Below are 14,142 nucleotides of genomic sequence, written 5' to 3'. Positions count from 1 at the left end.
CGTACGCAACCCGCCGCGACTAGCGTACGAGGACGCACACTCGCCATGATCACGGCGCCAGCGTCAGGATTTCCGCACCGTCCTCGGTGACGACCAGCGTGTGCTCGAACTGGGCGGTCCACTTGCGGTCCTTCGTGGCAACCGTCCAACCGTCGTCCCAGATCTCGTAGTCCAAGGCCCCGAGGTTGATCATCGGTTCGATGGTGAACGTCATCCCCGGCTCGAGCACGGTCTCCACCTCAGGCTGGTCGTAGTGCAACACCACCAGTCCGTTGTGGAACGTCGTGCCGATTCCGTGACCGGTGAAGTCGCGAACAACGTTGTAGCCGAACCGATTTGCGTACGCCTCGATGACCCGGCCGACCACCGACAGGGCCCGGCCGGGCTTGACGGCCTTGATCGCGCGCATCGTCGCCTCGTGCGTGCGTTCGACGAGCAGGCGATGCTCCTCGCTGACGTCACCAGCAAGGAAGGTGGCGTTGGTGTCACCGTGCACGCCATTGATGTAGGCCGTCACGTCGATGTTGACGATGTCGCCGTCCTCGACGACGGTCGAGTCGGGGATGCCGTGGCAGATGATCTCGTTGAGCGACGTGCAGCACGATTTCGGAAAGCCCTTGTAGTGCAACGTCGAGGGGTAGGCGCCGTGGTCGATCATGTATTCGTGGGCGATGCGGTCGAGCTCGTCGGTGCTGACCCCCGGCGCGACGGCCTTACCCGCCTCGGCCAGCGCGCCCGCGGCGATCCGGCCTGCGATGCGCATCTTCTCGATCACCTCGGGGGTCTGGACCCACGGCTCGCTACCTTCGGCGACCGTCGACTTACCGACGTATTCCGGTCGCTCGATCGCCTTCGGGACAGGCAGTTCCGGTGCGACGGTTCCGGGCCGGAGTGCAGTTCGTACGGGCATGTCGCCAGCCTAGTGGCGACGGAGCAGCGGACGCTTGGGCCCGCGAACGTTGACGGACCCCATGACCACCCTGCCGGTAAGCACGACGTGCGGAGTGCCTTCGGCGGGCGCGTCCTTCCGACGGTCGCGGGCACTGCCGGCGTACACGGTGACGTCGTCGATGGAGGCGCTGGCGCCGTCGGGCAGCCGCAGATCCAACGACCCGCGCACCATGTCGAGCTCGATCACGACGACCGGTCCGGCGAACCGGGCGTTGGTCAGGTCGAGGTCGACCGAACCCAGACGACGCACCAGCGCCAGCCGGGTCGGCACCATCCATTCGCCCTGCCGCCGCAGCGACCCCATCCAGCCGCGCAGTTCGACCCGGTCGGCCGCGGAGGTGACGATCGCTCCAGGGCCCGGCAGGTCGTCGACCAAAACCTCGAGATCGGAATGCATCCGCGCCGCCGACACCTGAGCCGACCGTTCCTCGAATTCGCCGATGTCGATCAGCCCGAGCGCGACGGCGTTGTGCAGCCGCCGCAGCGTCCCGTTGCGGTCGGCGTCGGAAACCCGCAGTCCAGGGGTGTGTTCGATTCCGGTCATGGCCTATCCACGGTACCTGCTCGACCTCGGGGATCGGGCTGGCTAGCCTGGGCCGATGAGTGCGTCGATCTCCGGGCTGCCGCGCCGAACAGTCCTGATCGGGGCCGCCGTCGCACCGATCGCCGCGTGCAATTCCAATACCGGTGAGCTGGTGTCCCCGCCGACGACCAGCGCGCCGGGTCAGGTGCTGGCCGCGACCAGCGACATCCCGGTGGGGTCGGGCAAGGTGATCGGCGACACCGTCGTCACCCAGCCCACCGCCGGCGTCTTCGAGGGATTCGTGGCCCGGTGCACGCACGCCGGCTGCAAGCTGTCCACGGTGACCGACGGCACGCTCGATTGCCCGTGCCACGGCAGCAGATTCGGCCTGGACGGCGCCGTGCTGCGCGGCCCCGCCGTGACGCCGTTGGCCCAGGTCGCGGTCAAGGTCGAGGGCGGCAACGTCGTCGCCGGGTGAGTCAGAGTCGGGCGGCAGCTCCGGTGAGGAAGCCCTGCGCGCCAAGCCAGGTGTCGCGGACGATGTCGGCGACCGGCAAAACCTCGCCGATCCGCGACGAGACCTGACCGGTGTTGGCCACGCTGGCCTCCATGTCGCCCTCGAAATAGAGCTCGGTGACGCCGCTGATCAGCGGCGCGGAGGCGCCCTCGGTCGACACCCGACGAGCCAGACCGACGTGCAGCACCCGCATCGTGGGATTCCCGGGAAGGTCGAGCAGGATCGTCCCGGAGTCGTCGGCGGCCACGATGGCGTCCTTGAAGTTGGCGTGCACCGCAGCCTCGCGGCTGGCCAGCATGCGGGTGCCCATCTGGACGCCCTCGGCCCCCAGGACCACCGCCGCGGCGGCTGAGCGGGCGTCGCAGATCCCGCCCGCCGCGATCAGGGGCAGGTCGATCTGGTCGGCGATCAACGGCAACAGCACCAAGGTGGACGCACCGAGCGCCGATTTGAATCCCCCGCCCTCGACACCCTCCACCACCAGCGCATCCACGCCGGCGTCGACGGCTTTGAGGGCGCCGCGCAGCGATCCCACCACGTGCACCACCGTCATTCCGGCGTCGTGCAGCCGCGCGGTGAACAGCGCCGGGTCGCCCGCGGAGGTGAACACGTGGCGCACGTTCGCCTCGGCCAGCACGTCGACGATCGACGGGTCCCGTTTCCAGCCCTGGATCATCAGGTTGGCGGCCACCGGCCGGTCGGTCACATCACGCACGCGAAGCAGGTCGGCGCGGCCCTCCGCGGTGAGGGTTTCGATCACGCCGAGCCCCCCGGCCTCGGACACCGCCGCGGCCAGCGTGGCCCGCGCGATGTAGGTCATCGGGGCCTGGACGACGGGGTACGCAACGCCCAGCAGAGTCTGAATCCGGTTGACCACGCCTCATCTAAGCATCGGGGGTTGCACGGTCTCGCGCCAGCAGCGACGCGCCGAAAACTCGACACGACGCAGCATTTTTGGCAAACTCTTGTAGAGTCTTCGACACGCTTTCTAGCTGCATATTTCGAGGTGGTGCGATGCGTTATCAAATTGTTGCCCGGCGGATGTCACCCGCCGATAGCCACGATTATCGCCATCTGGTCGCGGTTCAGTATCAGGTCGGGAACGATGTCGACAGTTGTCGTCGCGAACACATGGTTCGCCGACTCGAGCGCGGCGACACGGCGTACGTCGCGACCGATCAACACCACTCCGAAGTCGGCGTGTTCGACCTCTTCGGCGACAAGGCGTTTCGAAAGTCCAAGTACCTGCGCAGCTACGGTGACGACGACTTCTGGAACGAGAGCCTGTCGTACCTGCCGACGTTCTGACGGCTGGGGTTACGCCAGGTAGTCGGCGGGCAGCTCCTGCAGCATCATCTTGACCATCCGGACCGCATACTCCGAACTTCCGCCGCCGACGATCAGCGCGGCGAACGCCATGTCACCGCGATAGCCGGCGAACCAGGCGTGTGAACCACCTGCGAACTCGGCCTCACCCGTCTTACCGCGCACGTCGCCGGCGTCGTTGATGTCCTTGGCGGTGCCGTTGGTCACCACCAGGCGCATCATCGGGCGCAGACCGTCGAGCATCGCCGGCGTGATCGGCGGGTGATCGCCGGTCTCGGAGGTTTGGCTGCCCACGATCAGGTGCGGGGTCGGCGTCTTGCCCGCGGCCACCGTCGCGGCCACCAGCGCCATCCCGAACGGCGTGACCAGCACCTTGCCCTGGCCGAACCCGTCCTCGGTGCGTTCGGCCAGATTCACCGTCGGCGGCACCGTGCCTGTCACCGTGGTCAATCCGTCGATGGTGTAGTCCGGGCCGATGCCGTACTGCGAGGCCGCCACGGTCAGCGCCGTCGGGGGCATCCGGCTGGCCAGTTCGGCGAACGTGGTGTTGCACGAATTGGCGAACGCCTTCGACATCGGGACCGTGCCGAGGTCGAACTTGTTGTAGTTCGGCACGGTTCGGTGGCCGATGTCGATCTCACCCGGGCAGCCGAGCAGCGTGTTGGGGGTGGCCATGTTGCGGTCGATGGCCGCGCCGGCCGTGACGATCTTGAAGGTCGAGCCGGGCGGATACAGGCCGGTGGTGGCCGCCGGTCCGTCGGCGTCGGCCGCCGCGTTCTGCGCGATGCCGAGGATCTCGCCGGTCGAGGGCTTGATCACCACCAGCATCGCCTTGCGCCCCTGGGTGTCGACGGCATGCTGGGCGGCGTTCTGCACGGACCGGTCCAGGGTGATCGAGATCGACGGCGCCGGGGTGGGCGCCACCTCGTGCAGCACGTCGATGTCGGCGCCGTTCTGGTTGACGCTGACGACTTTCCAGCCCGCCTCGCCGTCGAGCTCGTCGATCACCGCCTTTTTCACCTGGCCCATGACGGCCGGGGCGAAGCGGTCGTCGGTGGGCAACAAGTCGGCCTGCGGGGTGACGACCACGCCGGGCAGCATGTCCAGCGCCTGAGCCACCTTGTCGTGGTCCACCGGCTTCAGGGTGACCAGATCCAAAGGGGCGCTGGACGAACTGGCCTGCTCGGCGAGGCGCTGCGGGTCCAGCGTGTTGTCGAACTGCCGCAGCTGGTCGGCGACCACCCGCGAGGTGGACATCAGCGCGGGACCGGCCTTGGCGGCGTCGAGCTGATAGCGGTAGAGGTTGGCCGGAGCGAGCACGTCGGTGCCGCCGAGTTCATTGACCGACGCGCGCCGCGGCGGATCAGATCGCAGCGAAAAGTGCTGGTGTTCACCAAGTTTCGGATGCAATCCGGCTGGAGTCCAGCGGACGTGCCAATTCCCTTCGTCGCGGATCATCTGCAGCACGCCGTCGTAGGTCCAGGTCCGCTTCTTGGGCAGCTGCCAGGTGAAGCGGTAGTTCACACTGCCGGTGTCCTCGGTGTAGCGCGAGCCGAGGATCTGAGCGTCGAGGTGGGTGGCCTGCAGACCTGCCCACGCCTCGTTCAACGCGGCCTGCGCGTCGGCCGGGCGGTCAGAAAGCTGGGCCGCCGAGGCGGTGTCCCCCTTGGTGAGGTCGGCGAAGAACTTCTCCGCGGCCGGGCCAGGCCCATCGGGCCGCGGTGTGCAGGCCGACAGGGTCGCCGACGCCGCCACCACCGCCAAAACCGAGATGACGCCTGTTACTCGTGTTGCTAATGAGGTGCAAGTAGCCATTGGGGCAAATGTTATGAGCCCGTGACCGCAAAGTGCCGCAAACACACCGCGCCGAACTCGATCGGAACCTCAGCGATGCGCGGTGATTGGCGAGAGTGGGACGATCTCGGCTCAGATCAGGCGACTGCCGACGTAAGACGACATTCAGTCGAGCAGCACAGTCGCGAACATCCCGACCTCAGCGAAACCCACGCGTGCATAGGCCGCACGAGCGACGGCGTTGAAGCTGTTGACATAGAGGCTTGCGATACGGCCACTGTTGACCACGGCGGCGGCCACTGCCGCGGTGCCCGAGGTGCCGAGCCCGTGGCCTCGCCACTCCGGATGCACCCACACGCCCTGGATCTGGCCGACCACCGGAGACTGCGAACCCACCTCCGCCTTGAACACCACCTGTCCGTGCTCAAAACGGGCATAGGCTCGGCCTGCCGCGATCAGGCTGGCGACCCGGCGACGGTAGCCGCGGCCGCCGTCGCCGATCCGTGGATCGATACCGACCTCGCCGATGAACATGTCGATCGCGGCAACCAGGTAGGCATCGAGCTCGTCGACCCGCACGCGTCGCACGGCCGGATCGATCCGCGCGGACGGCGACACACCCAGTGCCATGAGCGGTTGGTGGTCGCGCACATCGCGCGCCGGCCCCCACGCGTGCTGCAGGCGGTCCCAGAGCGGCAGCACCAACTCGGCCCGGCCGACCAGAGACGAACAGCGCCGGGCGGTGCTCATCGCCTTGTCGGCGAACGCATGCAGGTCCGGCTGCGCACCGCGCAGCGGGATCAGATTCGCCCCGGCGTAGCAGAGGGATTCCTCAGCACGCCGACGCGTCCACAGCTCGCCACCGATGGCCTGCGGCTCGACGCCGTGGTCGGCAACCCGCGCCGCGACCATGCAGGAACCGACCGGATCGTCGGCCAACACCCGGTTCACCGCCGCGACGTCGCGCGCAGGCGACACCCGTCGCTCGTCGACCAGACGAAACAGTGGCGGAGCCGACATGGGCCTTACTTTCTGCGGAGTGAAACCCTGGCGGGTTACGCCATCAGCTTACGGTCACGACAGGGGAACCGCTGGCAGATGTATCCGTGCCGCGCTGATCCTCGGCAAGTCTCATTGCCTCTTCAATCAGCGTCTCGACGATCATCGCCTCGGGCACGGTTTTGATCACTTCACCCTTGACGAAAATCTGTCCCTTGCCGTTGCCCGAGGCCACGCCGAGATCGGCTTCGCGCGCCTCCCCCGGACCGTTGACGACGCACCCCATGACGGCCACCCGCAGCGGCACGTCGAGCCCGTCCAGACCGGCCGACACCGCGTTGGCCAGTGTGTAGACGTCGACCTGGGCCCGCCCGCACGACGGGCAGGACACGATCTCGAGACCGCGCGGCCGCAGGTTCAGCGACTCCAGGATCTGGATGCCGACCTTGACCTCCTCCACCGGCGGAGCCGACAGCGAGACGCGGATGGTGTCGCCGATCCCCCGGGACAACAGCGCGCCGAAGGCGACCGCGGACTTGATGGTGCCCTGGAACGCGGGCCCCGCCTCGGTGACGCCGAGATGCAGTGGGTAGTCACACTTTTCGGCCAGCTGCTCGTAGGCGGCCACCATCACGACCGGATCGTTGTGCTTGACGCTGATCTTGATGTTGCCGAAGCCGTGTTCCTCGAACAGCGAGGCTTCCCACAGCGCCGACTCGACGAGCGCTTCCGGGGTGGCCTTGCCGTGCTTCTCCATGAACCGCTTGTCCAGGGACCCGGCGTTGACCCCGATGCGGATCGGAATGCCTGCAGCACCCGCGGCCTTGGCGACCTCGCCGACCCGGCCGTCGAACTCCTTGATGTTGCCCGGGTTGACGCGCACGGCCGCGCAACCGGCGTCGATCGCGGCGAAGATGTACTTCGGCTGGAAGTGAATGTCGGCGATGACCGGGATGTTGCTGTGCTTGGCGATCTCGGACAGCGCGTCGGCGTCCTCCTGGCGCGGACACGCCACCCGCACGATGTCGCAGCCCGCGGCGGTCAGCTCGGCGATCTGCTGCAGCGTGGTGTTGACGTCGTGAGTCTTGGTGGTGCACATCGACTGCACCGAGATCGGGTAGTCGCTGCCGACGCCGACGTCGCGCACCATCAGCTGGCGGGTCTTTCGTCGGGGCGCGAGGACGGGTGCGGGCGGGGCCGGCATGCCCAGGCCAATGGAAGTCACGTGGGTTCTCCTACTGGAACAGTCGAATCGGGTTGACCAGGTCGGCGGTGACGGTCAACAGCATGTAGCCGACCACCACAACGAGGATCACGTAGGTGGCGGGCATCAGCTTCAGGTAATTGACCGGCGCCGCGGCGACTTTGCCGCGCGCCGACCGGAGGAGGTTGCGGATCTTCTCGAACACCGCGATCGCGATGTGGCCGCCGTCGAACGGCAACAGCGGCACCAGGTTGATCGCACCGAGTACGAAGTTGAGCTGGGCCAGGAAGAACCAGAACGCCACCCACAGACCGTGATCAACGGTGTCGCCCCCGATGATGCTGGCGCCCACCACGCTGATCGGGGTCTCGGGATCGCGCTCACCGCCGCCGATGGAGTGCACCAGGGCGCCGACCTTGGTCGGGATCTTCGCCAGCGACTTGCCCAGTTCGACGGCCAGGTCACCGGTGAACGCGAACGTCGCGGGGACCGCCGACAGCGGGTTGTATTGCGTTGGCGCGAAAACCTCGGGCGCGACGCCGATGGCGCCGACGGTCGTCGGTGCGGTCGCGTCCTTGGACGTCCACCGCTGGGTCGTGGTGACGTCGACAGTGGTGGTGAACTCGCGGGACTGCCCGTTCTCGACACGGTCGACGGTGAAGACGGTGGGACCGTTCACCTTGCGCACCGCGGCGACGAGCTCGTCGAACGTCTTGACTGGGGCGTCACCGACCTTGGTGATGACGTCGCCCTTCTTGATGCCGGCCAGCGCGGCCGGACCGGGTCCAGCGCAGTCACCGGCTTTATCTTTGCTGACTTGCGCTGCGACACAAGCGGTTTCGCCGACCATCGCGTTCGTCGGTTGATGCAGGTTGGGCAGACCCCACACGATGGCGATCCCGTACACCAGCACCAGACCGATGATGAAGTTCATCGCAGGCCCGGCGAACAGCACCGCCACCCGCTTCCAGGTGTCCTGCCGGAACATCGCGTAGGGGCGCTCGTCGGGCTTGAGTTCCTCCACCGACGTCATGCCTGCGATGTCGCAGAAGCCGCCGAGCGGGACGGCCTTGACGCCGTACTCGGTGGACCCGAGCTTGTTGGGCCGGTGCGTCGACCACAGGGTCGGTCCGAAGCCCACGAAGTAGCGGCGCACCTTCATTCCGGTGGCGCGGGCCACCCACATGTGACCGCACTCGTGCAGCGCCACGGAGATGAGGATGCAGAGTGCGAACAGCACGATGCCGATAACGAACATCATCGGATTGAAGCGACCTCCTGTGTGACGGCCTCGCGGGCCCGTTGCCGTGCCCAGCGCTGCGCGTCAAGTACTTCTTCCACGGTAGCGGGTTCGGCGGCCCACTGGTCGGCGGCGTGCAGCACGTCGGCGATTGTTCGCACGATGGCCGGGAACCGGATCTTTCCGGCCAGAAAGGCCTCAGCGGCCTCTTCGTTGGCCGCGTTGTAGACCGCGGTCAGGCAGCCGCCGGTCTGTCCGGCCTCGCGGGCCAGGTCGACGGCGGGAAACACCGAGGCGTCCAGCGGTTCGAACTCCCAGGTGGAGGCCGTGGTGAAGTCGCAGGCCGCGGCCGCGGCCGGTACCCGGCCGGGCCAGCCCAGCGCGAGTGAGATCGGCAGTTTCATGTCGGGCGGACTGGCCTGGGCGATCGTCGAGCCGTCGGTGAACGTCACCATCGAGTGCACGATCGACTGCGGATGCACCACGACCTCGATGCGCTCGTAGGGAACACCGAACAGCAAGTGCGTCTCGATCAGCTCAAGACCCTTGTTGACCAGCGACGCCGAATTCAGCGTGTTCATCGGGCCCATGTTCCAGGTGGGGTGGGCGCCGGCCTGCTCGGGCGTGACGGGCTCCAGCTGCGCGGCCGACCAGCCGCGGAACGGGCCCCCGGAGGCGGTGAGCACCAGTTTGGCGACTTCGTCGGGGGTGCCTGAGCGCAGGCACTGGGCCAGCGCCGAGTGCTCGGAGTCGACGGGCACGATCTGTCCGGGACTCGCCGCCTTGACCACCAGCGGTCCGCCTGCGACCAGCGATTCCTTGTTGGCCAGGGCCAGGCGGGCGCCCGAGGCCAGCGCGGCCAGCGTCGGTTCCAGTCCCAATGCCCCGACCAGCGCGTTGAGCACGACGTCGGCGTGCACGTTCTCCACCAACCGGGTGGCGGCGTCGGGGCCGCGGTAGGTGACATCGCCGACTCTGTCGGCGGCCGCCTCGTCGGCGACGGCGACATTCGTCACGCCGGTCTGCGCGCGCTGGCGGGCCAGCAGGTCGGGATTTCCGCCGCCGGCGGCCAGTCCGACGACTTCGAACCGGTCCGGATTCTCGGCAATGACCTCCAGCGCCTGGGTTCCGATGGAACCGGTGCTGCCCAAGATCAGGACCCGGAGACGGTTGACGGCGCTCACCACTCAATTGTGCCGCGTGCGGACCGCAATCCCGGCATCGCTGCCGATTCGCCCCCGCCGAGACTGTGACGCGTTTGTGACCCCACCCCGGGCGGACCCGTCCGGAAGCCGGTGCGTCCCGAATTGCCTGTGCATTGCCGATCAAGGCCGGTCGGACCGACTGGAACCGATTCACACGACAAAGGAGTCACCTATGGCATTTCATCGCACCGTTCTGAGCGCTGTCGGACTGACGGCGGCCGCCGTGCTCTTCGCAGGGTGTTCTTCGACCAGTACGACTGCGGAATCGTCGTCGAGCACCTCTCCTGCCGCGTCCACCACGACCACGACCACCACCTCGGCCGCGGCCGCACCGGCAGGCACGCTCGTCGGCCCCGGCTGCGCAAGCTACGCCGAGCAGGTTCCCACCGGACCCGGTTCGGTCGCAGGCATGTCGAAGGACCCGGTGACGGTGGCAGCCAGCAACAACCCGTTGTTGAAGACTCTGACGTCGGCGCTGTCGGGCAAGCTCAACCCGAACGTCAACCTCGTCCAGACTCTCGACAGCGGGCAGTTCACCGTGTTCGCCCCGACCGACGACGCGTTCGCCAAGCTCGATCCCGCCACCGTCGAGAAGCTCAAGACCGATTCGAACCTGTTGACCTCGATCCTGACCTACCACGTGGTCCCGGCGCAGGCCAGCCCCGCTCAGGTCGTCGGCCAGCACAAGACCGTCCAGGGCGCGGAGGTCACGGTGACCGGCTCGGGTGACGCACTGAAGGTCAACGACGCCAACGTCGTCTGCGGTGGTGTGCAGACGGCGAACGCCACGGTCTACCTGATCGACACGGTGCTGATGCCGCCTGCCCAGTGACTCGGCGCGCTCGGCGCAATCACGACAACTCGCAACACATCACAACGGTGCACTGACCTCTTCTGGCGCAACGTATTACGAAAGGAATGATCGAATGTCGATGACAGTATCCAAGAAGCTGGGTTCCATGGCCGGCCTCACCGTGGCCGCGGTCCTCACGGTGGGGTTGTCTCCCCTCGCCGCCGCCGACACCACTGCCGGCCCCGTTGGCCCCGGCTGCGCGGCCTATGCCCAGCAGGTTCCCACCGGGCCGGGCTCGGTGAGCGGTATGTCGATGGCCCCGGTCGCCACGGCGGCATCCAACAACCCGATGCTGACCACTCTGACAGCTGCGTTGTCCGGCAAGCTGAACCCTGAGGTCAATTTGGTCGACACCCTCAACGGTGGCCAGTTCACGGTCTTCGCTCCGACCGACGACGCGTTCGCGAAGATCGACGCGGCCACCATCGACCAGCTCAAGACCAACAAGGATCTGCTGACCTCGATCCTGACCTATCACGTGGTTCCCGGCCAGGCCACACCCGACAAGGTGGTGGGGACCCACAAGACGGTCCAGGGCGCGGACCTGACGGTCACCGGCTCGGGCGATCACCTGCAGGTCAACGGGGCCAACGTCGTGTGCGGTGGGGTGCGTACCGCCAACGCCACGGTGTACCTCATCGACACGGTGCTGATGCCCCCGGCGCAGTAGACGGCGGGACCCGCGCGTCAGCCGGCGGCATCCATCGAGACCGCCGGCGGCGTGCGGGTCACCCGCGTCGCGCATACCTTCTGCACGGAAAGGGCAGCATAAGGAACATGCCCACACTGCTGTGGTTCCGCCGCGACCTGCGCCTGAACGACCTGCCTCCATTGCTGGAAGCGGCCGCCGATGGCGCCGAGGTGCTGGCCTGCTTCGTACTGGACCCGCGCCTGGAGAAGTCATCAGGTGCGCGGCGACTGCAATTCCTCGGGGACTCGTTGCGTACCCTCGCCGACTCGCTCGACGGCCGGCTGTTGATCACCCGCGGGCGGCCCGAGGAGCGAATTCCGTTGCTCTGCAAGCAGATCGATGCCACCGAGGTGCACATCTCGGCGGACTTCACTCCGTTCGGGGTGCGGCGCGACGCGGCGGTCGAGGCCGCCCTGGCCGATATGGGAGCCACGCTGCAGGCCACCGGTTCGCCCTATCTCGTCACGCCGGGTCGTGTCACCAAGGACGACGGCACCCCGTACAAAGTCTTCACACCGTTTCTGGCCCGGTGGCGCGAAGTCGGGTGGCGCGGGCCCGCCGCCTCGGCAACGGCGACGGTGAACTGGATCGACCCGGCGGACCTGCCTGCGAAGCTGCGGGCCGACGCTCCCGACCCGGGCGCCGACCTGGATCTCGAGGCCGGTGAGACGGCGGCGCTGGCCGGGTGGAAGGAGTTCGTCCGTTCTCAGTTGGCCGATTACGACGAGGATCGCAACCGGCCCGACAAAGCGGCCACCAGCCGCATGTCGGCGCACCTGAAGTTCGGCACGATCCACCCCCGGACGATGGCCGCCGACCTCGACTTCCGCGCCAAGGGCCCGGCCTCGTATCTGCGGGAGCTGGCGTTCCGGGACTTCTACGCCGCGGTACTCGACCAGTGGCCGGACAGCACCTGGTGGAACTGGAACCGCAATTTCGACGCCATCGAGGTGGACAGCGGACCCGAGGCGACGAAGGCGTACGAAGCCTGGAAGGAAGGCCGCACCGGTTTTCCGATCGTCGACGCCGGGATGCGCCAACTGCGCGACTCGGGATTCATGCACAACCGGGTACGGATGATCGTGGCGTCCTTCCTGGTCAAGGATCTGCATCTGCCGTGGCAGTGGGGCGCGCAGTGGTTCCTCGAGCAACTCGTCGACGGCGACATGGCCAACAATCAGCACGGCTGGCAGTGGTGTGCCGGCTCGGGGACCGACGCAGCCCCCTACTTTCGGGTGTTCAACCCGACCACCCAGGGACAGAAGTTCGACCCCGACGGCGAGTACATCCGGCGGTGGATACCCGAGCTGGCCGAGGTCGACGACGTCCACAAACTCAAGGCCGGTCCGCCGCCCGGTTATCCGGAGCCGATCGTCGACCACGCCGCCGAGCGGGTCGAGGCCTTGCGACGCTACGGCCAGATCGGCTGAGCCCGCCCTGATCGGGTGTGCCAGAATTACCGCAATTGCCGAGTGACAGGAGCCGCAATGGTCAGCACCGAGGTGGAGCGCTATTCAGAGGTCGATACGGCCGACGTACCCTCAGCTGCCTGGGGCTGGAGCAAGATCAACCCGCGCACCTGGCACGCTCTGGGCATCTTCGTCACGGTCTTCCTGCTGGCGATGCTGAAGGGTAACCACGTCGGCCACGTCGAGGATTACGTGCTGATCGTGTTCGCGGTGCTGGTATTCGGTGTCACCGTGCGCGACTGGTGGGGTCGTCGCCGCGGCTGGATCCGCTAAGACCTAACCGCTGGCGGCGAGTTGACCGCAGGCCGCCGCGATCTCACGTCCGCGGGTGTCCCGCACCGTGCACGACACTCCCTGAGCGCGCACCCGGCGGACGAACTCGCGTTCCACCGGCTTGGGACTGGCGTCCCACTCACTGCCCGGCGTCGGGTTCAGCGGAATCAGGTTCACGTGCGCCAGCGGGCCGAGCGCCTGATGCAGCTTCTTGCCGAGTAGGTCGGCCCGCCAGGCTTGATCGTTGACGTCGCGGATCAAGGCGTACTCGATCGACACCCGCCGGCCGGTCTGGTCGGCGTAGTACCGGGCCGCATCAAGGACTTCGCTGACCGGCCACCGGTTGTTCACCGGCACCAGGGTGTCGCGCAGTTCGTCGTCCGGGGTGTGCAGTGACAGCGCCAGCGTCACACCGAGGTGTTCGTCGGCGAGCTTGCGCATCGCCGGTGCCAGCCCGACCGTCGACACCGTGACCGACCGCGCGGAGATCCCGAAACCCTCCGGCGGCGCCGCGGTGATGCGCTGTACGGTGGCCAGCACCCGCGAATAGTTGGCCAGCGGCTCGCCCATCCCCATGAACACCACATTCGACAGACGCTCGCCGAATTCGTCGCGCGAGGTCACCGCGGCCGCCCGCACCTGCTCCACGATCTCGGCGGTGCTCAGGTTGCGGGTCAGGCCGCCCTGGCCGGTGGCGCAGAACGGGCACGCCATGCCGCAGCCGGCCTGCGACGAGATGCACACCGTATTGCGGTTCGGGTAGCGCATCAGCACCGACTCGAACGTGGTCCCGTCGTGGGCGCGCCACAGCGTCTTTCGGGTCTCCCCCGCGTCGCACTCGATCTCTTTGGCCACCGAGAGCAGCTTCGGGAACAGCGCGTCGGCGACGGCGTCGCGGACCGCTGCAGGCAGATCTGTCATCTGCTGCGGGTCGGCGAGCAACCGCCCGTAATACTGCTGCGCGAGCTGTTTGGCCCGGAATGCCGGCAGCCCGAGTTCGGCCACCGCGGCCGCGCGGGCTTCGGCGTCCAGGTCGGCGAGATGCCGCGGCGGTAACCCACGCCGCGGCGCCTCGAAGACGAGCTCTTGTTTCATTG

At 67.4% G+C, this 14,142-nt stretch carries 15 protein-coding genes; 6 read left to right on the top strand and 9 right to left on the bottom strand.

Going from position 1 to position 14,142, the window contains the following annotated elements; genetic code table 11:
* Positions 1-49: 49 nt before the first annotated feature.
* Together map and BST42_RS01810 are read right to left on the bottom strand one after the other, a co-directional pair.
* Positions 50-910: a type I methionyl aminopeptidase gene (map, locus tag BST42_RS01815; RefSeq protein ID WP_083116838.1), complete on the bottom strand. Its 861-nt coding sequence runs from the start codon at positions 908-910 to the stop codon at positions 50-52.
* 9 nt (positions 911-919) lie between these two features.
* Positions 920-1,495, bottom strand: coding sequence for a DUF1707 SHOCT-like domain-containing protein (locus BST42_RS01810; protein ID WP_083116837.1), 576 nt, complete (start codon positions 1,493-1,495; stop codon positions 920-922).
* Between the two features lie 55 nt (positions 1,496-1,550).
* Here BST42_RS01810 and BST42_RS01805 point away from each other — a divergent pair, with 55 nt between their 5' ends.
* A complete protein-coding gene (locus BST42_RS01805) occupies positions 1,551-1,952 on the top strand; it encodes a QcrA and Rieske domain-containing protein (protein WP_083116836.1) in 402 nt (133 codons plus the stop codon).
* Between the two features lies 1 nt (position 1,953).
* Here BST42_RS01805 and BST42_RS01800 read toward each other — a convergent pair whose 3' ends face one another.
* Entirely contained in the window at positions 1,954-2,868 is a 915-nt protein-coding gene (locus tag BST42_RS01800) for an NAD(P)H-dependent flavin oxidoreductase (protein ID WP_083116835.1), read from the bottom strand.
* Positions 2,869-3,005: 137 nt separating this feature from the next.
* Here BST42_RS01800 and BST42_RS28930 point away from each other — a divergent pair, with 137 nt between their 5' ends.
* Positions 3,006-3,299, top strand: coding sequence for a DUF3892 domain-containing protein (locus tag BST42_RS28930; protein WP_110918427.1), 294 nt, complete (start codon positions 3,006-3,008; stop codon positions 3,297-3,299).
* A gap of 9 nt (positions 3,300-3,308) precedes the next feature.
* Here the strand turns inward: BST42_RS28930 and BST42_RS01795 are convergent, their stop codons facing one another.
* The 5 genes from BST42_RS01795 to dxr form a co-directional block, all read right to left on the bottom strand.
* On the bottom strand, positions 3,309-5,132 hold the full coding sequence (locus BST42_RS01795; protein ID WP_083116834.1) for a penicillin-binding transpeptidase domain-containing protein: 1,824 nt from the start codon (positions 5,130-5,132) through the stop codon (positions 3,309-3,311).
* A 144-nt stretch (positions 5,133-5,276) separates the two neighbouring features.
* On the bottom strand, positions 5,277-6,131 hold the full coding sequence (locus tag BST42_RS01790; protein WP_083116833.1) for a GNAT family N-acetyltransferase: 855 nt from the start codon (positions 6,129-6,131) through the stop codon (positions 5,277-5,279).
* 43 nt (positions 6,132-6,174) lie between these two features.
* Positions 6,175-7,314: a flavodoxin-dependent (E)-4-hydroxy-3-methylbut-2-enyl-diphosphate synthase gene (gene ispG, locus BST42_RS01785; RefSeq protein ID WP_207569435.1), complete on the bottom strand. Its 1,140-nt coding sequence runs from the start codon at positions 7,312-7,314 to the stop codon at positions 6,175-6,177.
* A 31-nt stretch (positions 7,315-7,345) separates the two neighbouring features.
* Positions 7,346-8,575: a M50 family metallopeptidase gene (locus BST42_RS01780; protein WP_083116831.1), complete on the bottom strand. Its 1,230-nt coding sequence runs from the start codon at positions 8,573-8,575 to the stop codon at positions 7,346-7,348.
* On the bottom strand, positions 8,572-9,738 hold the full coding sequence (dxr, locus tag BST42_RS01775; RefSeq protein ID WP_083116830.1) for a 1-deoxy-D-xylulose-5-phosphate reductoisomerase: 1,167 nt from the start codon (positions 9,736-9,738) through the stop codon (positions 8,572-8,574). The genes BST42_RS01780 and dxr overlap by 4 nt, the downstream gene beginning before the upstream one ends.
* 193 nt (positions 9,739-9,931) lie before the next feature.
* Between dxr and BST42_RS01770 the strand changes: the two genes are divergently transcribed.
* The 4 genes from BST42_RS01770 (at position 9,932) to BST42_RS01755 (ending at position 13,045) form a co-directional block, all read left to right on the top strand.
* Positions 9,932-10,591 (top strand): fasciclin domain-containing protein, encoded by a 660-nt coding sequence (locus tag BST42_RS01770; protein WP_083116829.1) that lies wholly within the window; start codon positions 9,932-9,934, stop codon positions 10,589-10,591.
* A gap of 100 nt (positions 10,592-10,691) precedes the next feature.
* Positions 10,692-11,282: a fasciclin domain-containing protein gene (locus BST42_RS01765; RefSeq protein WP_083116828.1), complete on the top strand. Its 591-nt coding sequence runs from the start codon at positions 10,692-10,694 to the stop codon at positions 11,280-11,282.
* 107 nt (positions 11,283-11,389) lie between these two features.
* On the top strand, positions 11,390-12,733 hold the full coding sequence (locus BST42_RS01760; protein WP_083116827.1) for a cryptochrome/photolyase family protein: 1,344 nt from the start codon (positions 11,390-11,392) through the stop codon (positions 12,731-12,733).
* A 57-nt stretch (positions 12,734-12,790) separates the two neighbouring features.
* A complete protein-coding gene (locus BST42_RS01755; protein ID WP_083116826.1) occupies positions 12,791-13,045 on the top strand; it encodes a DUF2631 domain-containing protein in 255 nt (84 codons plus the stop codon).
* A 3-nt stretch (positions 13,046-13,048) separates the two neighbouring features.
* On the opposite strand, the gene rlmN is transcribed toward BST42_RS01755, so the two are convergent.
* Positions 13,049-14,140 carry a dual-specificity RNA methyltransferase RlmN gene (gene rlmN, locus BST42_RS01750; RefSeq protein WP_083116825.1) on the bottom strand — a complete coding sequence of 364 codons (1,092 nt, stop codon included), beginning with the start codon at positions 14,138-14,140 and terminating at the stop codon, positions 13,049-13,051.
* Positions 14,141-14,142 lie beyond the last annotated feature (2 nt).

The organism is Mycolicibacterium rhodesiae (assembly GCF_002086695.1).
Lineage (GTDB): Bacteria > Actinomycetota > Actinomycetes > Mycobacteriales > Mycobacteriaceae > Mycobacterium > Mycobacterium rhodesiae.
The sequence above is the reverse complement of the archived record's forward strand: the minus strand, read 5'-3'. Positions and strand labels throughout refer to the sequence as shown.